Raw genomic sequence first — 18,145 nt, 5'->3', positions numbered from 1 at the left:
GTTCTGGGGGCAGGGAATCGGCGGGGCGATGGTGCAGGCCGCCCAAGAACTGATCCCGCGGGTGTTCGGGGTGCCAGTGCTCACCGCCCGGGTGCAGGCCACCAATGTTGCCTCGGTTCGGGCGCTGACCCGCCGCGGTTTTGTGGCCGGCCCGGCGCAGGAGGGCCTGCTGGTATACCGTTGGAGGGCGTCCTCGCAGCTGGCCGACTGATCACCCGGCCCGTTGCGCCGGCCCCGCGGACCGCAGCACGGCGCAGCCGGGCCCCGGGTGTCCCCACGCCGATCAGGGGCGAAAGGAGGAATGCCATGTCCTGGGTCACCACGACGATCCCCTACCTGGTGGTGCTTTGCGCCGCGTCGGCCTGCTGGCAGTTTAGCCGGACGGGCAGGAAGCGGCCCCGCTTTCGCCCGGTGGCCACGCTCAGCGCCGTCGTGCTCATCGGCGTCCCCTGCACGCTGCAGCTCACGGTGGCACCGTTCCTGCTCGGGGACTGGCAACGCAATGGGTTTTCCGCATGGCTGCACCAGCCCTACCGGTTGGTGACCGCGCTGCTGGTCCAGGACGGTTGGCTGAGCGGCGCGATCTGGAACCTGGCGGCGCTGCTCTGGATCGGGCTGCTGGCCGAAGCGGTATGGGGATGGCGCCGCTGGATTCTCATAGCCCTCGTGTCGGGTATCGGCGCCCAGGTGTGGGGGTGGCTGGTGCAGCCGGTGGGCGCAGGCTCTTCGGTGCTCGTGTTCGGGCTGGCCGGTTCGCTGCTGGTGCGCGGCGCGTGCAGCGGCATTTCGGTGGCCCGCGCCTCGGGCTTGCTGGGGCTGCTGTGTGTGATGGGGTTGCTCGTGGGCGGGGATATCCACGGCGGCGCTGCCGTGTTGGGCGCGCTCACGGCGCTGGCCTTCGACGGACAGCGGCGGCGAAGAAGCCTCCCGGAGCACTGAAGGCCGCGAAGCGTTTGCTGCCTGCAGCCCGGGAGCTGAATGTCCCGCGCTCCGGCTAGAGTCGAGCCATGATCGATTTCAACAACTCCTCGGTGTTCAAGCTCAGCCCCAGCAACATGGCCGATCTGGCCCCGGAACTCACGCCGCTGCTGGTGCCGGGTGAGGAACTGCTCGCGACCTTCAAGGGCGTGCGCGATTCGGTGGCCTTCACGAACAAGCGCCTGATCGCGCTCAACGTCCAGGGCATTACCGGCAAGAAGCGGGACTACACCTCACTGCCCTATTCGAAGGTTCAGGCGTTCTCCGTCGAGACGGCCGGGACCCTTGACCTGGATGCCGAGCTGGATTTGTGGTTTAGCGGACTGGGCAAGGTCCGCCTGGAGTTCAAGGGCAAGGTCGATGTGCGGGCCCTGTCCAAGCTGATCGCGTCCTACGTCCTGTAGCGCCCTGTCCCCTGTTCAGCAGCCTGCCGGTGTTCCACATCGGTACGGCGGAGGCGAAGCGGCAGTAGGGAACGTCACGGGCGTCGGGAACGTCACGGGCGAAGGTGCAGAAAAGTACTTCGGGATCCACCGCCCAAAGCCTCGGCGGGCCGCTAGCATTGGAAGAATGACAGCCCTTGATGATTCCGGAGCAGATGTCCTGCCCGAGCCAGAACGCGAAGTGTTGACCTGGGACCAGTTTGGCCAGGCCTCACGTGAGCTAGCCCAGACCATCGTGAATACCGGTTTCGTGCCGGACGTGGTGCTGGCGATCGCCCGCGGCGGCCTGCTGCTGGCCGGTTCGATTTCCTACGCGCTGGGCGTGAAGGCGTGCGGCGCGCTGAACGTCGAGTTCTACACCGGGATTGGCACGGTGCTGCCCGAGCCGGTCGTGCTGCCGCCGCTGCTGGACGAGGGACACCTGCGCGACAAGAAGGTGCTGGTGGTGGACGACGTCTCGGACTCGGGGCGCACCCTGGCCAAGGTCGTTGACCTGGTCGGCGAGTGGGGTTCCGAGGTCAAGACGGTGTGCCTCTACACCAAGCCGCGCACCATCAAGGAACCGGATTTCGAGTGGCGCCGCACCGACAAGTGGATCACATTCCCCTGGTCGGCCCTGCCGCCGGTAACCGCCGGCAAGTAGTCCCACCAGCTTGGGAGCCGGAAGCGTCTGCCGACGTTTCCGGCTCCCGCTGTTTAACCTTCGGCCTGATCAAGCAGCCGTAGCCAGAGCGCCTAGAACCGGGAGGAGCCGCCGGCCCCGGAGAAGCTGCCGCCGCCTCCGGAATACCCGTGGGAGATCCCGGAAGAGGGGGGATTGGCGGCCTCACGGGATGAGGTCACCGAACTCACCCCGGAGCTGTAGCCCGTGTTGTAGGCCTGCACGCGCCAAAACATGCTGGCCGGGCTGGTCACGTCCAGGATTGAACCGCCGCCGCGCCACTGCTGGGAGTAAGAGGAGCGTGACTCGCGCATCTTGCGGCGCATGTCCTCCTTCTCGTCGTCGTTCTGGGCGTAGGCATCGATCTGGGCCGTGGCAAAGTCCTCCAGCTTCTCAGTCAGCTGCTCGCGCAGCTGCGCCAACCGGTCCAGGGCGGTATCGACGTCGATCACCTCCGCCTTCAGCTCAGTGCCGATGAACTGTGCCTCGTCCACGGCCGTATGGCGGAAGGATTCCAGTGCGGCCCCTGCCGCCTCGGTTCCTGCTTCGGCTTCCTTGACCAGCTGCGGAATCTGATCCAGGTCCTCCAGCAGCGGCGCGGTCTGGGCCCGCCAGGCCGTTTCCCAGGTGGCGGACCGCGTGTAGAGGGCCGAGGCGGCGATGATCGCATCATCGGTGGAATCCAGCTCCTGGGCGGCGGTCAGGAAGTTCTCGGTACGTACCACCCCCTGGGCAGAGGAGCGTTCCTTCTTTGTGGCAGCTTCCAATTCCTGCTGTTCGGTGAAGGAGGAGCGGTAGCTGGCGACGAAGTCGGCGAACCGGCGTTCCAGGTCCGCAGCATGGTGGGAGCCGGTGGGCAAGGTCCGGGCCGCCAACTCGGTGGTGTCCAGGTCCATGGTCACGTTCGTCAGGTGCGTCGTCCCCGTCTTCAACTGGTCAGCAAATTTCTTGCGCCGGTTCGAACGCACCTTGGCGACACTGCCCCAAACGATGCCACCCACGCCCCCACCCGCAGCGGTTACCACCCACACCACGGGGTTTTTATACCAGGGCCGGTTCATGAACGAGGCTCCTTCGGTCGCCACCGCAATGATCCCGTCGCTCCAGCGGGCTTGTTTGAAGTCCTCATAACCCGCTTCGTGGATCTTTTCCATCAGCTCGTCGCTGACCTTCCGGTCTTCGCCGAAATAGGTTCCGACCTGTCCGGAGTCCGGACCCTCAAGGGAGAGGGTGATGATGAAATATCCGTCCGCCCAGTAGTCGCCGTGGTCCTCTGGCTTCTGTGAGATCCACTCGGGGTGCGCGGTACGGGCATAGAGCAGTGTCTTGGTGTTGATGTTATCCGCGTAGTTTCCCTCGCGGGTGTAGACAACAACCTTGGTCGGTTCGTAGAAGTCGACCTCTTCCAGCGCCTCCCGTACCCGGTCCTCGTTGATCACCCCGGCGGTGTCGTTCACCGTCACAGATTCCAGGTTTTGTCCGGCGGGAACGGTTACGGCCGGGGCGGCGTGGGCTGCAGGAAGGATCCCCAGCAATCCCAGGGCCGCCACCGCTGAGGCGGCGGCGGTTCGAATCGGGAGGCTGACTTGAGACATTGGGGTTCCCTTCCCAGACTGCTGACTAGTTCGTGCGGAGGTTGGTCTATCTTCATCCTATCCATAGACCAATCTTTGTCGCACCACCAACAACAAGATAAGCGCACCCCCGCGGAGCACGACGATCACTTGAAAGCTAGTGACTGATCTTGATCCTGCTTCCAGCCAGTCCACTTCCGGCGGATTGGTCTCGCCGCCATTGGTCACGAACTGGTCGAGCGGGAAGGGCTCGTGGCGTTGCGAAAGCGCTCCCAGGCGGACTGCCGCGTGATCCCCAGTGCCTGACCGATCCTGTCCCAGCTGATCTTGCGCTCCCGGGCGATGGCTACCCACGCTGCCAAGCTGAGCTCGACCTGATCCTTAACTGCCGAAACTTCGGGTAGATGGTTTAGCAACTGAGAATCATCCATCGTTTCCCACGGCTTGGGCCGCAATTCATTCCCGCCGTTCTCGGATTTCATCACTGAGGCCGCCTCGGCTACGCAGGTCGAGCAGATTGCGACACCGGGCCCGCCGACCATCGCCAGCGAACCATGCTTGGTAGTGCCACAGAAACTGCAAAATGACGCCTCCGGCGTTAGATGACGGTCGCGCATGGCCTTCTTCCCTGCCACCCTTCCACTTTTCTCGATCTTCATACTCCCTTAGTCCTCAGCATACCTTGACCCGTAAGGTTCTACCTGACAATCTGTCAGGCATGGCCTTACATAGTTTTAGAATGGACCGGGCAGGCGCGGCTAGTGTCTTTAAGCTCCCGAATTTCCGCCGGTTTTGGGTCTCCGCAGCTTTCGAAGGTGTCGGAGACACCACCGCACGGACGATGTTTCCGCTGATCGCTGTATCCGTCTTAGGCGCCAGCGCATTCGAAGTGGGACTGCTGAATTCACTGGGGCTCATCGCGTTCTTGCTGGTGGGACTGCCTACGGGAGTCTTAGTCGACCGATGGCGCAAGAGGTGGATCATGATCGCGGCTAGTGTCTTACGGGCCCTGATGCTGCTGAGCCTTCCCGTTGCTTTTCTGGTTGACGTTCTCGCGCTATGGCAGCTCCTCCTTGTTACTGCCCTAGTTGGCGTGGCCGATGTTTTCTTCACTACAGCCCACAGCACCGCATTGCCACGAGTGGTGGGAGATGATCTCCTCAGCCTTGCGGCCGCACGTTTGCATTCGGCACAAAGCGTGATTGGTATGGCCACCCCAGCGGTGGTAGGCGTGATGTTACGAATTGTCAGCGCCCCGGCCGCGCTCCTCGTATCCGTTGCCTCCTACCTCTTGTCTGCCTCTTCGATACTGCGCACCCGATTTTCCGATTCCACAACGGCGCCGGAAGGCCCGTTCTGGCAGGAGACGATGGCCGGTATTCACTTCCTCGTCAAAGAACGTCACCTTCGCGCCCTCTCACTAAGCTCAGTGCTACTGAACGCCGGCGCCATGTTCGGAAATGCGGCAACCGTCGTTTTCGCGTTGGGGCAACTGGGTATCGATGCTGCAACGTATGCGATGCTCGGAACGTTAGGCGCCGCTGGAGCGTTGTGCGGTTCCTTCATCGCAGTTCCGCTGCTACGCATCTGGGGAATTGGTAAGAGCAAAATCATCGTTTCTGCGACGACTCCGCTGATTCTGGCGGCTTACCCGATGGCGGGAAATCTACCCTTCTTCCCCGAACTGTGGGTAGGGATTTCAAGCTTCGGCTGGGCATTGGCAATGGTCCTTCACTCCGTCGCCGGTGCAGATGTCATTCCGCGCCTCGCTCCCCCGCACATGTTGGGACGAGTAACGGCAGGCTACCGTTTTTTTATTATTGGGATGATGCCGCTGGCCAGCGTGATCGGCGGCGCTGTTGCCTCGGCGTATGGACCGGAAATCGCACTGTGGGGATGGGCCCTGCTCGCACTTCTATCGGCCGCTCCTATCGTTTGTTCACCTGTGCGCTCGTGGCGAGCGGTGCCCGAGGAGCTGCAAGCTCCGGATTCTCCGAGCCTCCATTCGCCTGAATCCAAGTAGCCGCAACGGCCTATTCCTGCTCTACACCTGAACGGCACGTTTTGTCGTGCAGGCGACGATTCGGGCACGCGGCCACAGCAGCAGGCCCAGCAGAACCAGCCCGCTCATGATCACCGAAGTCAACACCGGCAGAACGCCAGATCCGCCGACTCCAACCACAACAAGCAGGTGCACCATTGGCAACACCGCAAAGGTCACGGAGACCATGGGCAATCCGCTCATGGTGCCGAACCAGCGGATGGTGGTGAGCACGCGGCTTCGTGTTCGGTCCCGGAGGCCCGCAAGCAAGATCAGCATTGGCAACTGCTCCAGGGCAACGGCGATGATTCCGACGGCCGCATAAGGAGCCACCAGATGGGCGGTTTCCCAATACTCTCCGCCCCGGGACGCTGCCTAAGCGGCGGCAGGGACTGAATGGCGAGCCTCCCAGGCATCAGCGCCGCTGCGAAAGGAAGGACCACCAATCTAGCCGAAGGATTCATGTCCTGAGTGTCGGCAGGGAAGCCACGCCTGACAATAACGCCCGTTGGCTGACGACAAAACCAGCAGGGATACCGCGTCGGGCCGTGGGAACGGCCCCGTGCAATCCGGCTTCCCAGCATGTCAACCGGGCCGTCAATCAAGGATTTAGAAGGAAAGCGGCCAACCGTACGGGTAGTCCACCCACTGGCCGAAGCCTTCGTCCGGGCAAGTGCCTTGGGCGTCGATGCGGGTGCTGTTCAGGTCTGCGGGATAGCGGACGCCCTGCAGCCGACGGTCAAAATCGGTGCCGTCCAAATCGTGTACTTGAGCCCCATCGGCGAAGCGCAGGTCATAGCGGAAGAACCGGTACCGGCGTTTGCTCCAGCGGCGCTGCCCGCAGCGCGGTTGCGCGGACAGCGATGGGCATTTGGTGGTCCATGGCTCGAGTATTTCACGGATGCGCATCCCCCTGGCATCCGGGTGTGGACCTGGAAACGGTGGCAACACGGGCCACGTAAAAAGCGCCCTGCACCGCCCCCAATGTGAGGAACGGTGCAGGGCGCTTTCGCGGATTGCTAGCGCTGCACGGCGCCGAAGCGTTCGGCGGCGACCGCCACGGCCGCGGCACGGGCCTGGGAGGCCTCGTCCGCGGTCAGGGTGCGGTCCATGGCGCGGAAGCGCAGCCCGAAGGCCAGTGACTTCTTGCCGTCCTCGATGCCCTGGCCGGAGTACACATCGAACAGTGCGATGTCCTCCAGCAGTTCACCGGCGCCCTCGCGCAGTGCGCTCAGCACGTCGCCGGCGACGACCTGCTCATCCACCACCAGTGCCACGTCCTGGGTGGCCAGCGGCTGGGTGGTCATCTGCTCGGCGACCACCACGGCCGGGGCAGCGGCCATCAGGGCCTCGCCGTCCAGTTCCATGGCCACTGTGCGCGCGGGCAGGTCCAGGTCCTTGAGCAGCTGCGGGTGCAGTTCGCCGGCGTAGCCGATCAGTTCGCCGTTCACGCTCAGCGCCGCGGTGCGCCCCGGATGGAACGCCTGGTGCTTGCCCTGGGCGATTTCCAGTTCGGCGCCCAGGATCCCGGCGGCGGTGCGCGCAACATCCAGTGCGTCGGCCCAGTCCCAGGCGCGCGGGGTGAAGCCCACCCCGGCGGCGGCCTCGTGACCGGTGAGCACGGCGGCCAGGTGCCAGGGCTGGTTCGGGATGCCGGCGCGCAGTTCGGCCAGCACCTCATCGCTCGGCTTGGCGCCCAGCGGCGGCAGCACCTTGGAACCGGTCTGCGCTGCGGGCAGGAACACCAGCCCGCCCTCGTACAGCGCCAGGTCGCGGAAGCCTCGGCCGTGGTTGCGCCGGGCGATCTCCAGCAGCCCGGGCAGCAGCGAGGTGCGCAGCAGCCCGTATTCGGAGGAGATCGGGTTGGCCAGCTTCACGCTGGGCACCTCGGTGCCCGCCTCGGGGGTGCCGAACGTGTTGTTCTGCGCGGCCGAGACGAACGGGTAGGCCAGCACCTCGGTCAGTCCGGCGTCGGCCAGGCCCTGCAGCAGGCGGCGGCGCTGGGCCTGGGTGCGGGTCAGCCCGCGCCCGGGCGGGGCGACGGGCAGGGTGGCCGGGATCTGGTCGTAGCCGATGACGCGGGCCACCTCCTCCACCAGGTCCTGCTTGATCGCCAGGTCCGGGCGCCAGGTCGGGGCGATGACCTCAAAGCCCTCGCCGGTGGCGGTCACGGTGCCGCCGATCCCCTCCAGCGCGGAGATGATCTGCTCCTCGGTGTAGTCGATGCCCACCAGGGAGCTGGCGTACCCGGCCGGCAGCAGGATGCTCACCGGTTCGGCGGGGTTGCCGTAGTCGGTGATGTTCGCGGTTTCGGTGCCCCCGGCCAGCTCGACCAGCAGGTCCACGGCACGCTGGGCGGCCACGTCGGCCACGTTCACATCCACCCCGCGCTCGAAGCGCTTGGAGGCCTCGGAGGGCAGCTTGTGCCGGCGGCGGGAGCGGGCGATGGAGACCGGTTCGAAGTTCGCGGCCTCGATGACCACCCGGGTGGTGGCCGCGCCGACCTCGGTGGAGGCCCCGCCCATGACCCCGGCGATGCCGATCGGCCCGGAGTCGTCGGTGATCAGCAGGTCCTCGGGGTTGAGGGTGCGTTCCTTCTCATCCAGGGTGGTCAGCTTCTCCCCGGCGGTGGCGCGGCGCACCACGATCGGCCCGGCGAGCTTGTCCGCGTCGTAGAAGTGCAGCGGCTGGCCCAGTTCGAGCATCACGTAGTTGGAGATGTCCACGGGCAGCGAGATCGAGCGTACCCCGGCCAGCGAGAGCCGGGCCGCCATCCAGCGCGGGGTGGGGCGGGCCGGGTCGATGCCGGTGACCTCGCGGGTGACGAAGCGGGTGCAGCCGGGCACCCCGTAGATCGGGGCGTCGTCCGCAACGCGCACCGGGTGGCCTTCAGCGGCGGCCTGGGTCAGCTTGATCGTGGCGGCCGGGTCGGTGAACTCGGTGCCGGTGGCCAGCGCGTATTCGCGGGCCACCCCGCGGATGGAGAAGCAGTAGCCGCGGTCCGGGGTGACGTTGATTTCCGCGGCCTGGTCCTTCAGCCCGAACAGCTCCAGCACGTCGGTGCCCAGTTCCGGATCCAGCCCCAGGCGGGAGAGCACGATGATCCCGTCGTGGTCCTCCCCGATGCCCAGTTCGCGCGAGGAGGCGATCATCCCGGCCGAGACGTGGCCGTAGGTCTTGCGCGGGGAGATGCGGAAGTCCCCGGGCAGCACGGCGCCGGGCAGGGTCACCACGACCTTGTCCCCGACCTCGAAGTTGTGTGCGCCGCACACGATGCCCTGCACGCCCGAGGGATCGATCCCGTCCCCGGTCAGGGTCTGCTCGGTGCCCTCGGGCACCACGCGCACCTGGCACCAGTTGATGGTCTTGCCGTTCTTCTGCGGCTCCTTTTCCAGGCTCAGCACCTGGCCGACCACGATCGGGCCGTGCAGTTCGTCGGAGGGACGGTGCACGTCCTCCTCTTCCAGCCCGACCTTGACCAGGTCGGCCATCACGTCCTCAGCCGAGGCGTTGGCAGGTACCTGCGCGTACTCGCGCAGCCATGACAGTGGTACTCGCATTGGGTTAGATCTCCATCCCGAAGTGCTGGCTGAAACGGACGTCGCCCTCGATCATGTCGTGCATGTCGGGCACATCGTTGCGGAACATGAGCGTGCGCTCCACGCCCATGCCGAACGCGAACCCGGAGTACACCTCCGGGTCGATGCCCGCGGCGCGCAGCACGTTGGGGTTGACCATGCCGCAGCCGCCCCACTCGATCCAGCGCGGCCCGCCCTTGGCGCCGGGGTGCCAGATGTCCAGCTCGGCGCTGGGCTCGGTGAACGGGAAGTAGGCAGGGCGCAGGCGGATCTCGGCTTCGGCGCCGAACATCTGCCGGGCGAAGTGCTCCAGGGTGCCGCGCAGGTCGGCCATGGTCAGGCCCTTGTCCACGGCCAGGCCCTCGAACTGGTGGAAGACCGGGGTGTGGGTGGCGTCCAGCTCATCGGTGCGGAAGGTGCGCCCAGGGCAGAGCACGTACAGCGGCACCTCGCGTTCAAGCATGGAACGCACCTGCACCGGGGAGGTGTGGGTGCGCAGCACCAGGTGCGCGTCGGCCGGTTCGATGAAGAAGGTGTCCTGCATTTCGCGGGCCGGGTGGTCCGGCTTGAAGTTCAGCGCATCGAAGTTGAACCACTCGGATTCCACTTCCGGGCCCTCGGCGATTTCCCAGCCCATGCCCACGAAGATGTCCGCGACACGGTCCTGCAGCACCGACAGCGGGTGGCGGGCGCCCAGCGGGCGGCGCACCGGGGCGGCGGTGACGTCCACGGTCTCCTCGACCAGGATGCGTTCGGCCTCTTCGGCCTGCAGCACCTCGGTGCGCGCGGCCAGGGCCTTGTTCACCTTGCCGCGGGCGGCGCCGACCAGCTTGCCGGCGGCGGCCTTCTCGGTCTTGTCGAGCTTGCCGATCTGCCGGTTGGCCAGGGACAGCGCGGACTTCTCCCCGGTGTGCGCCAGGCGGGCGGCCTTGAGCTCATTCAGGTCGGCGGCGGCGGCGATGGCGGACAGGGCGGCCTCGACGGCGGCGTTCACGCCCTGCTCATCGGTGGGGTGCGGTGGCGCGGCGCCGTCCACCGGCGTTTCTTGGATTGTCTGGTCAGACATGGGGATCTGGTGATCCTTCTCTTCGCTGGTAATTGACTTGTTTCCCATTCTATTGGCAAGGCCCGCCAACGACTGATTCGATGACGGGCCTGATGCGTGAGTGGGCGGTTTTAGTGGGCCGCGGTGTCCTTGGCCTTGGGGGCCATGGCCAACACGATGATCAGGGTCAGCACCAGCAGGGCGCCGCCAAAGACCACGGAGTAGAACAGGGCGTAGTTGGCCTTGCCGGTGGCCTCGTATTCGGTGGCTCCCTGCACCATGTCAAAGGTCACGGTGTGCCCCTCGATGGTGGCCGGGCCGGTGGTGGAGGTCACCGAGCCGGGGAAGGTCACCGACATGGTGGCCTTGGCGGCGTTGGGATCGGTGGAGCCCGGGGCGTTGCCGCGCATGGCGAACTTGAAGCCGTCCTCGGTGGTGCCCAGCTGAACCGGCAGCTCAAAGCCCTGGAAGGCGTCCTGCAGCTGCACGAAGTTCATCGAGCTGACCGTGTTGAAGCGCAGGCCCACCCGGTCCTGGGTCTCGATCTTCTCGTAGGTCCAGTTCTCCCCGGCCATCTGGTCCAGCTGGCGGGTGTCGATCTTGGTGGCCAGCACGTCATCCAGTGAAGCGCCCTGCAGCAGGGCGCGGTCGGTGGTCACCTCCACGGTGCCGCTGGCCTTGTCCTGGCCCTCGATGGTGACGTGGGCGTCCGTGTTCACGCAGCCGGCCAGGGCCAACATGGCGGTGAACATCATCGCCAGTACACCTACAAGTTTCTTCACGCGCTCTCTCCTCAGCACAGCCCCATCCAGCGGGCTCGTTCACTAGCGTTCGGTGGTCTTCTTCGCTCTATTGATCCGCCCCGCCGCGCGGGCCGGGCGTTTTTGCTCCTCCCAGCTTACGCGGGTGGGCCCGGTCGCGCCCAGTTCGTCGGGCCCTAGGCGCTTGCGCCCGGCACTGCGCCACGGGCCCGACCGGGGCCTTCGAGTCGGCGACGCAGGCCTGCACGATCGGTTCATCGGCCGGGATCCAGGGCACCGCCTGCCACGGCTCGGCGCCCAGCTCCAGCCAGCGCAGCTGGTCATGTCCGTCCAGCGGGCGCGGGGTGCCGGAGGCGATGGTGGCGAACCACACGCGCATCGCCGCCCGCTCGTTCAGCGTCCAGCCCTGCTCAAGCGGACCGTAGATCTCATCGCCCAGGGTGATCTCAATGCCCAGCTCCTCGCGGATCTCCCGGCGCACCGCTTCCACCGGGTCCTCCCCCGGTTCGACCTTGCCGCCGGGGAACTCCCATAGCCCGGCCAGCGCGGCCGGACGGTTGCGCCGGGCGGCCAGCAGCCGGGTGGGGTGCTGCAGCGAGTCGACCAGGGCGATCGCGACGATCTGCTTCAGGCTCATCAGGCTCTCTTCTCGTGTGCTTCACTCAGGCGGTGCCGGGCTGGCCGGGGGTGGGCCCGGGCTGCTCCGGGCTCTGCAGCCCGGCGCTTTCCGGGTCCGCCGGCAGCGCGCGCCGCTTGATGTCCGGTTCGATGTAGATCAGGCTGCGCAGCGGCACCGCGGCGCGGATGTCCTTTTCCAGCCTATCGATGTGATCGGCGATCTGCGCGCCGGTGGCGTCCGGGGCCACCACGATCTTCAGTGCGATCAGCAGCTCCTCGGGGCCCACGTGCATGGTGCGCAGGTGCACCAGTTCGGTGTCCGCGTTGGCCACGGCACCGCGGATGGCCTGCACGTGCGCCTTGCTGGCCGACTCGCCCAGCAGCAGCGAGCGGGTCTCCACGGCCAGGATCACCGCGATCACCACCAGCAGCACGCCAATGGCGGCGGTGCCCGCGGCGTCAAAGCGTCCGTCCCCGGTCAGGATGGTCAGCCCCACCCCGAGCAGGGCGAAGGTCAGGCCCAGCAGTGCCGCGGTGTCCTCCAGCAGCACCACCGGCAGTTCGGGGTTCTTGGTGCTGCGCACGAAGCTGAGCAGCCCGCGCCGCCCACGGGCCCGGGCGCTTTGCTTGATTGCGGTGCGCAGCGAGAGCCCCTCGGCGATGATCGCGAACACGATCACGGCCAGCGGCACCCACCACCACGGTCCGGTGATGCCGTGCGGGTCGTGGAACTTCTCATAGGCCTCGTAGAGGGCGAACAGCCCGCCGGCGCTGAACAGGATGATGGCGACCAGGAACGCGGACACAAAGCGCTCTCCCCCGTACCCGAAGGGGTGCTCGGTGTCGGCCTTGCGCTTGGAGCGGCGCCGTCCGATGAGCAGCACCAGCTGGTTGCCGGTGTCGGCCACCGAGTGGATGGCCTCGGCCAGCATCGAGGAGGATGAGCTGAGCAGCCAGGCCACGAACTTGGCGATGGCGATCGCCAGGTTGGCGCTGAGCGCCGCGATGATCGACTTCGTGCTTTCTTCACTCGCCATTGGCGTCCCTTTCGGCCGTGTACACCTTGTGCGGGCACCGGTGCGGTGAGCAACTGCTGGTGCCCTGCCTCGGACTATGTCAGTAACCGGGTCAGGGGCGCAACGCCCTTGCCGAAGCGTACAGGCAGACGGTGGCGGCGGTGCCCACGTTCAGGGATTCGGCCACCCCGTACAGCGGCACGGCGATCCTGTGGTGGGCGGCCTGCTTTTCGGTCTCGTCCAGCCCCTGGCCTTCGTTGCCGAACAGCCAGGCGGTGGGCACGTCCAGGGCCGGCTGCCCGGCCGCCGGTTCCCCGCCCTGCCCGGCGCGGCGCAGCACCGCCTGGTCCTGCAGGGTGTCCAGGTCGTGTTCGGCGTAGCCGTCGGCGGCCAGCAGCTGGATGCCGTGCAGGGTGGCGGTGGAGGTCAGTTCCGCGAAGTCCACGTTGCCGATCACCGGCAGGTGGAAGAGCGAGCCGACGGTGGAGCGCACCGTCTTGGGGTTGTAGATGTCCACGCTGCCCTTGGTGAACAGCACCGCGTCCGCCCCGGCCGCGTCGGCCGCGCGCAGGATAGTGCCGGCGTTGCCCGGGTCCTGCACCCGGCAGAGCACCGCGATCAGCCGCGGTGCGGAGTCAAGCAGTTCCCGCAGATCCGGTTCGTTGCGCCGGGCGACGGCGATGATGCCCTGCGGGGTGATGGTGTCGGCCATGGCCGCGAGCACCTGTTCAGTGACGGTGCGGGCCGGGATCTGGGCGTCCTGCAGCAGTTCGCTGAATTCGGAGGAGGAGCCCAGGAAGTGTTCGGTGGCGTACACCGAGACCAGCACCTGACCGGTGGCGGCGTGCGCCTTCAGCGCCTCGCGTACGGCCTGCGGGCCTTCGACCAGGTAGTGTCCGCTGGCTTTGCGTCCGGCGCGGGTGGCCAGCCGGGCGACGGCTTTGACCTTGTCGGCCCGCGGGTTGGACATCACCGGTTCTTCATAGCTGGTCATGATTCGAGAATACCGGCAAATACGGTGCCGGGCAGAACGCCAGCGGGTGCAGACCATGGTTATGGTCTGCACCCGCTGGTGTGTTTCCTCACCCGCATCCGGCGCCTGGCACCGGTGACGGGTGGTGAAGGATGAGTAAGGCTTTACTTCATCTGCTGACGAGCTTCGCCACCGGCAGGCTCGTAGCCTGCGGCCTTGGCGGACTCGATCGAGTTGAACCAGTACTCGGCAGTGGTCTGCTCGTACCAGGTCGAGCCCGGCACGTGGTACTTGTTCGAGCCGGAGTTGCCCTTGATGACGAAGCCTTCCGGAGCGTCCTGACCCTCGATGGCCTTGATGCCACCGGCGGCTTCGGCCTTGGAGGCCGAGGTGTGGGCGGAAGCAGCGGCAGGAGCCTTCTCAGCCTTCGGGGCGGCAGCCTTGGCGGCGGCGGCCTGCGGGGCCTTGGCGGCTACTGCCTCAGGCGCTTTTGGGGCGTTGACGTCAGCCGGCAGGGCACCCTTTGCTACCTGGACCAGCGCGGCGAAGGCGTTGGCGTCGGAGACGGCCAGCTCGGCCAGCATGCGGCGGTCAACCTCGACCTCGGCGGCCTTCAGGCCCTGGATCAGGCGGTTGTAGGTCATGCCGTTGGCGCGGGCAGCGGCGTTGATGCGCTGGATCCACAGGCGGCGGAAGTCGCCCTTGCGCTTGCGGCGGTCGTTGTAGCTGTATACGAACGAGTGGAGCAGCTGCTCCTTGGCCTTGCGGTAAAGGCGCGAACGCTGACCGCGGTAACCCTTGGCGCGTTCCATTACGACGCGACGCTTCTTATGGGCGTTGACTGCCCGCTTCACACGTGCCACGTGTGTACTCCTTCAAATCTTGTTCCCGCTGGCGAAGGTCCTTCTCCGGCGGTGAAAACTAGTGGTTGGTTGGGGTAAGGCTTCCCCGAGTAATGCTTGCGAAGGGGAAGGCCTAGAGGCCCAGCATCCGCTTGATGGTCTTCACATCGGCCTTGGCAACGATCTGGTCAGAGGCCAGGCGACGGGTGATGCGGGAAGACTTGTGCTCCAGGTAGTGGCGGCGGTTGGCCTGCTGACGCGCCAGCTTTCCGCTGCCGGTCACCTTGAAGCGCTTCTTGGCGCCACTATGAGTCTTGAACTTCGGCATAGCTGCCGTTCTCCTTACGTGCTCCGATCGGATCCGTGTAGGACCCGTCGGGGATCATCCGAAGCGGGCCCCTCAAAGCGAGACGACCGCTGTTGTTCTTTTCTAGTGCGGCCCTTCCGCGGAGGAAGGACCGTTCGCCCTGAAGGCGGCGGGTTCCGGGGAACCCGGAGGGCTTGGCTTACGCCTCGCCCTCGGCCTGGGCCCGTGCCTGCTCCAGCTTGGCGCGAGCCTCGTCGTCCATGGAGGAGGCCACGTTCTGCCCCGAGGTTTCCTGCGGAGCGTCGGTGGCGACGCGGCGCTTGGAACCACGACCGCCGGACTTCTGCTGCTGTTCGCGACGGGCCTCGGCCTTGTTCTTCAGCGGACCGACCACCATGACCATGTTGCGGCCATCGATGCGCGGGTTGGACTCAACGGCTCCAACTTCCGCAACGTCCTCTGCAAACTTCTCCAGCAGGCGGATGCCCATCTCCGGGCGCTGCTGCTCACGTCCACGGAACTGGATCATGGCCTTGACCTTGTCACCGGCGCCCAGGAAGCGCAGGGCGTGGCCGACCTTGGTTTCGTAGTCGTGCTTGTCGATCTTCAGGCGGAAGCGGACTTCCTTCAGGACCGTGTTGGTCTGGTTCTTGCGGGCCTCGCGTGCCTTGACGGCGGCTTCGTACTTGTACTTGCCGAAGTCCATCAACTTGCACACTGGAGGCTTGGCGTTGGGGGCCACCTCGACCAGGTCGAGATCGGATTCGTGAGCCAGGCGCAGGGCGTCCTCGATGCGGACAATTCCCACCTGTTCACCATTTGGGCCAACGAGGCGTACCTCAGGTACGCGAATGCGCTCGTTAATGCGTGGATCGCTGATGTGTAACTCCTGTTAGTCGTAAGTAGTGCTGCCCAGCAACGAAAAAGGCCTCCGCTGCTGATGCAGGCGAAGGCCACAAAGTCGACTACGGCACCAGTGGATCTACTGAACCCTGCTGCCTTGGAATCCCCGTGAGGGATTCCCGCCGAAGTACCCGGACGCCTGCACGGCGACAGCGGGTGGGAGATGGCCTCCACTTGCATGTCTCGATCATGATCCCTTGGTCACATAACCTGTTTCAGGCCAGAACCAAGTAACCCAATCAAGTCGGTCTGTGACAAGCTTAGCAGTATGAGTACCGAAGATTCCAATTCAATGCAGCAGGCCGTCGATCAGCAGGTCCGCGATATCGCCGAGGTTCCTGCCGTTGAAATCATCACCACCGCCGCGGTGCACCTGATGAGTGCCGCCGCCGTGAAGTGCGGCCTGGCCGAGGGCAAGGACGCCGCCGAGCTGAAGGACCTGGACGAGGCCCGCAAGCTGATCACCGCACTGGCAGGCCTAGTCACCGCCGGGGCGCCGGAGATCGGCTCGCAGCACGCCGCTCCCCTGCGCGATGGTCTGCGCAGCCTGCAGCTGGCCTTCCGGGAAGCTTCGATCATCCCGGATGCGCCGGGCAAGGGCCCGGGCGAGAAGTTCACCGGCCCGGTCAGCTAGTCCCTGGGCGGGGCACCGGCAGCCGAAGCTGCGATTAAAATTACATGATAAAACCGGGGGCGCGGCAGGATTTTCCTGCCGCGCCCCCGGTTTCTGTTCGGCAGTGCACTACTGCACCTGGACCAGCTTGCGCCGGGCCTTGCGGCGGATGCGGCGGCGGATCTGCTGGGCGATCAGTGCGGCGAGCACCACCACCATGGCGATCACCCCGACGGCGGCGAACGCGGCGGCCGGACCGGCCAGGTCCACCACGGCGCCGGTGACCGGGGACCCGAGCGCGGTACCGGCGGTCATCGCCGAACCGTACCAGCCCATCGCTTCCCCGCGACGGTGCTCGGCCACCAGATCGGTGAGCCACTCCGAGGCCGCGGACAAGGTCGGGGCAACCAGCAGGCCGGGCAGCGCGGAGAGCAGCGCAAGGGACCAGGTGTCGGTGGCAAAGTACATCGGGATGGTCAGCACCGCCATGCCCAGCAGCAGCACGAGCGGGGAGATCCGGCGTTCGATCATGCCGTAGACCAACCCGCCGATCAGGGACGCGCCGCACCAGAAGAGGAACACGATGCCCAGGTCCCCCGGGTTGCCCTGCTGCTCCAGCTCGGCCACGATGCTCACCTCGGTGCCGGTCAGCAGTGCGCCGGCGCCGCCCGAGGCGATGAACACGGCCAGCACCGAGGCGCTCATCCAGGTGAAGCTGGTCTTGACCTTGCGCCCGCGCTCGCGCAGTCGGGCCCGGGCGGACTTGCGTCCGGCGGCGATCAGCTCGCCTTCCACCTCGTGCACACCGGCGGGGGCGGCGGCCACGAAGCTGGCTTCGGCCCCCAGCCGCTCCTCGTGCACGTTGGCCTTCTTGGCCTTCGCCTTGGGATCCTCACTGCGGGTGGGAGGGTTCAGCAGGAACAGCCCCACCCCGCCCAGCGATCCGAGGATGCCCACCGCGGTCAGCCCGAGCGTGGTGTCCAGCTGCGTGGCGATGATGCCGGCGGAGGCCGGGCCGACGATGAACACCAGCTCGGTGGCCATCGCATCCAGGGCGAAGGAGGAGCGTCGTTGCTCGCCGGTGGTCATCACGCCCAGCGCGGTGCGCACCACGGAGAAGACCGGCAGGGCGAACAGCCCGCCCAGGAACGCCAGCGGATAGATCCACACCAGCGGCACATGCGGCACCGTGCTCCACACCGCCACTTCGATGATGATCGAGGGAATCAACGCCCGGCGCAGCCCCCACTGGTCTACCTGGTGCCCGCGCCACGGAGCACCCACGGCGATGCCCACGGTCATCAGGGCCACCACGATCCCGGCCGAGGCCCAGTCCTGGCCCAGGTTCAGAACCAGGTGCAGCAACAGCAGCATGCTCAGCGCCGAGTGTGGAAGTCGTGCGATCATTCCGATCACCAGCAGGCCGCCGATCGCCGGTTGGCGAAGGATCTGCCAGTAACGTTTCATGCTCAAGCTGTTGCCCTCCTAAAGGTTCATATTTGCTCGGTTCTTAACTTGGTGCGCTCAGCAGGCTGATTTCCAGGGAGTCCACCGCTTCGGCAAACTGCGGATTGTTCGCCAGCGTTTCGTGGACCCGATTGGTGACCTCGCGGGCACGCTGTTCACTGGTGCCCGAGGCAAAGACAAACTGCAGCAGCAGCTCCGGCCCGGAGCCGCCGCCGGCCACCGGCTTGCCGGCCTTGTCCCGCGATCCGACGCCGTGTCCGGGCCCGACGCGCACCTGCCGCAGCTCGTCATGACCCTCGGTCGCCTGGCCGATGAGTGCGCCCAG

At 66.1% G+C, this 18,145-nt stretch carries 20 protein-coding genes and 1 pseudogene; 6 read left to right on the top strand and 15 right to left on the bottom strand.

The genetic code is table 11. The features are described 5' to 3' along the window. The 4 genes from RCJ92_RS10325 to RCJ92_RS10310 form a co-directional block, all read left to right on the top strand. Positions 1-211: GNAT family N-acetyltransferase (locus RCJ92_RS10325; RefSeq protein ID WP_446754497.1), on the top strand; the 211-nt coding region annotated here is incomplete at its 5' end. A gap of 95 nt (positions 212-306) precedes the next feature. Next, positions 307-939: a rhomboid family intramembrane serine protease gene (locus RCJ92_RS10320; RefSeq protein WP_446754496.1), complete on the top strand. Its 633-nt coding sequence runs from the start codon at positions 307-309 to the stop codon at positions 937-939. Between the two features lie 68 nt (positions 940-1,007). Continuing rightward, positions 1,008-1,382 carry a PH domain-containing protein gene (locus RCJ92_RS10315; RefSeq protein WP_054821355.1) on the top strand — a complete coding sequence of 125 codons (375 nt, stop codon included), beginning with the start codon at positions 1,008-1,010 and terminating at the stop codon, positions 1,380-1,382. A gap of 166 nt (positions 1,383-1,548) precedes the next feature. After that, complete coding sequence (locus RCJ92_RS10310) at positions 1,549-2,064, top strand: phosphoribosyltransferase (RefSeq protein WP_138174357.1); 516 nt, start codon at positions 1,549-1,551, stop codon at positions 2,062-2,064. A gap of 92 nt (positions 2,065-2,156) precedes the next feature. On the opposite strand, the gene RCJ92_RS10305 is transcribed toward RCJ92_RS10310, so the two are convergent. Together RCJ92_RS10305 and RCJ92_RS10300 are read right to left on the bottom strand one after the other, a co-directional pair. Beyond that, complete coding sequence (locus RCJ92_RS10305) at positions 2,157-3,677, bottom strand: DUF5129 domain-containing protein (protein ID WP_446754495.1); 1,521 nt, start codon at positions 3,675-3,677, stop codon at positions 2,157-2,159. A 203-nt stretch (positions 3,678-3,880) separates the two neighbouring features. Next, positions 3,881-4,315 (bottom strand): ClpX C4-type zinc finger protein, encoded by a 435-nt coding sequence (locus RCJ92_RS10300; protein ID WP_396278176.1) that lies wholly within the window; start codon positions 4,313-4,315, stop codon positions 3,881-3,883. 80 nt (positions 4,316-4,395) lie between these two features. Between RCJ92_RS10300 and RCJ92_RS10295 the strand changes: the two genes are divergently transcribed. Then, positions 4,396-5,679, top strand: coding sequence for an MFS transporter (locus RCJ92_RS10295; RefSeq protein WP_446754494.1), 1,284 nt, complete (start codon positions 4,396-4,398; stop codon positions 5,677-5,679). A 21-nt stretch (positions 5,680-5,700) separates the two neighbouring features. Here the strand turns inward: RCJ92_RS10295 and RCJ92_RS10290 are convergent, their stop codons facing one another. From RCJ92_RS10290 to infC, 11 genes are all read right to left on the bottom strand, one after another. Beyond that, positions 5,701-6,030, bottom strand: coding sequence for a hypothetical protein (locus tag RCJ92_RS10290; RefSeq protein WP_446754493.1), 330 nt, complete (start codon positions 6,028-6,030; stop codon positions 5,701-5,703). Between the two features lie 276 nt (positions 6,031-6,306). Further along, the gene (locus RCJ92_RS10285; RefSeq protein WP_396278173.1) at positions 6,307-6,606 is read right to left on the bottom strand and encodes a hypothetical protein; all 300 of its coding nucleotides are present in this window, start codon (positions 6,604-6,606) and stop codon (positions 6,307-6,309) included. 110 nt (positions 6,607-6,716) lie between these two features. Next, positions 6,717-9,257 carry a phenylalanine--tRNA ligase subunit beta gene (gene pheT / locus RCJ92_RS10280; RefSeq protein ID WP_396278172.1) on the bottom strand — a complete coding sequence of 847 codons (2,541 nt, stop codon included), beginning with the start codon at positions 9,255-9,257 and terminating at the stop codon, positions 6,717-6,719. 4 nt (positions 9,258-9,261) lie between these two features. Next, positions 9,262-10,341, bottom strand: coding sequence for a phenylalanine--tRNA ligase subunit alpha (gene pheS / locus RCJ92_RS10275; RefSeq protein ID WP_171021123.1), 1,080 nt, complete (start codon positions 10,339-10,341; stop codon positions 9,262-9,264). Between the two features lie 110 nt (positions 10,342-10,451). Further along, a complete protein-coding gene (locus RCJ92_RS10270; protein ID WP_138174343.1) occupies positions 10,452-11,102 on the bottom strand; it encodes an LppM family (lipo)protein in 651 nt (216 codons plus the stop codon). A 67-nt stretch (positions 11,103-11,169) separates the two neighbouring features. Further along, positions 11,170-11,718 carry a (deoxy)nucleoside triphosphate pyrophosphohydrolase gene (locus tag RCJ92_RS10265; protein ID WP_446754492.1) on the bottom strand — a complete coding sequence of 183 codons (549 nt, stop codon included), beginning with the start codon at positions 11,716-11,718 and terminating at the stop codon, positions 11,170-11,172. A 25-nt stretch (positions 11,719-11,743) separates the two neighbouring features. Then, positions 11,744-12,736 (bottom strand): cation diffusion facilitator family transporter, encoded by a 993-nt coding sequence (locus RCJ92_RS10260; RefSeq protein ID WP_138174339.1) that lies wholly within the window; start codon positions 12,734-12,736, stop codon positions 11,744-11,746. A gap of 91 nt (positions 12,737-12,827) precedes the next feature. After that, a complete protein-coding gene (locus tag RCJ92_RS10255; RefSeq protein WP_343831319.1) occupies positions 12,828-13,709 on the bottom strand; it encodes a TrmH family RNA methyltransferase in 882 nt (293 codons plus the stop codon). Positions 13,710-13,852: 143 nt separating this feature from the next. Beyond that, positions 13,853-14,551, bottom strand: coding sequence for a 50S ribosomal protein L20, sunset domain variant (gene rplT, locus RCJ92_RS10250; protein WP_138174335.1), 699 nt, complete (start codon positions 14,549-14,551; stop codon positions 13,853-13,855). Positions 14,552-14,663: 112 nt separating this feature from the next. Beyond that, positions 14,664-14,858, bottom strand: a complete 195-nt coding sequence (gene rpmI, locus RCJ92_RS10245) for a 50S ribosomal protein L35 (RefSeq protein WP_054821765.1) — start codon at positions 14,856-14,858, stop codon at positions 14,664-14,666. A 178-nt stretch (positions 14,859-15,036) separates the two neighbouring features. Continuing rightward, positions 15,037-15,717 (bottom strand): translation initiation factor IF-3, encoded by a 681-nt coding sequence (infC, locus tag RCJ92_RS10240; RefSeq protein ID WP_138174331.1) that lies wholly within the window; start codon positions 15,715-15,717, stop codon positions 15,037-15,039. A gap of 291 nt (positions 15,718-16,008) precedes the next feature. On the opposite strand from infC, the gene RCJ92_RS10235 reads away from it, so the two are divergent. Next, a complete protein-coding gene (locus RCJ92_RS10235) occupies positions 16,009-16,374 on the top strand; it encodes a DUF1844 domain-containing protein (RefSeq protein ID WP_138174329.1) in 366 nt (121 codons plus the stop codon). Positions 16,375-16,482: 108 nt separating this feature from the next. Here RCJ92_RS10235 and RCJ92_RS10230 read toward each other — a convergent pair whose 3' ends face one another. After that, positions 16,483-17,826 (bottom strand): MFS transporter, encoded by a 1,344-nt coding sequence (locus RCJ92_RS10230; RefSeq protein WP_396278169.1) that lies wholly within the window; start codon positions 17,824-17,826, stop codon positions 16,483-16,485. 37 nt (positions 17,827-17,863) lie between these two features. Further along, positions 17,864-18,145: pseudogene (locus tag RCJ92_RS10225) on the bottom strand (SseB family protein); the annotation flags it as partial.

It is taken from the genome of Glutamicibacter sp. BSL13 (genome assembly GCF_052928425.1).
Note: the sequence above shows the minus strand (reverse complement) of the source record. Positions and strands in the feature narration are given on the sequence as shown.